2 protein-coding genes are annotated in these 663 nt (G+C 60.5%); both read left to right on the top strand.

All coding sequences use genetic code 11. From position 1 onward, the window contains the following. On the top strand, positions 1-180 hold a 180-nt coding region (locus K3F48_RS23900), incomplete at its 5' end, for a DUF2892 domain-containing protein (RefSeq protein ID WP_222577930.1). Positions 181-193: 13 nt separating this feature from the next. Beyond that, the coding region (locus K3F48_RS23895; RefSeq protein WP_222577929.1) for an RNA polymerase sigma factor at positions 194-663 on the top strand (470 nt) is incomplete at its 3' end.

Here is a 663-nt window from a genome sequence, read left to right as displayed (position 1 = left end):
GGCTGGGAGCGTGTCGTCAGGTTGGGAATGGGAGCCGGCCTTCTCGTCGCCGCAGTGATCTATTTTGGCGCATCGCCCACCGGATGGAGCGTCGGTGGCTTGGGAGCCATGGCGGCTATGTCCGGCCTCTTCGGCTTCTGTCCTGCCTGCGCGATGGTCGGACGTAAGCTGAAGCGCTGACGAAGGACAGTCGATGGCGGCGCGCGCACATCATCTCGTCGTTCTGGCGCAAGGCGGAGACGCCGCGGCGCTCGAGCAGCTGTTATCGGAATGTCGGTTCGACGCTCGTCGCTATGCGGCGAGGCATTGCGTGACCAGCGAGATCGATGACGCGGTGCAGGAGGCCTTGCTGATCGTGGCGCGCCGCCTTCATGCGCTTGAAGCGGCGACGTCTTTTGCAAGCTGGTTGTTCACGATCGTACGTCGTGAATGCCGACGCCTCTCCCGGAAAGTTTTTATACACGAGGAGCTGGACGAAGAGAAATTCGAGGCGAATTTCGCTGCGCGCTCGACGGGCGAGCTTCGATCTGAGTTGCTATACGCATTGGAGTCGCTGCCTGCTCATTATCTCGAGATCATCCTGTTGAGAGACTTCGAGGAAGCGACCATCTCCGAGATTTGTGAACAGCTCGGTATCAGCGTCGCTACAGCGAAGGCGCGCCT

It is taken from the genome of Methylosinus sp. Sm6, assembly GCF_019802345.1.
Taxonomy (GTDB): Bacteria; Pseudomonadota; Alphaproteobacteria; order Rhizobiales; family Beijerinckiaceae; genus Methylosinus.
This window is presented reverse-complemented; position numbering and strand designations above follow the sequence as displayed.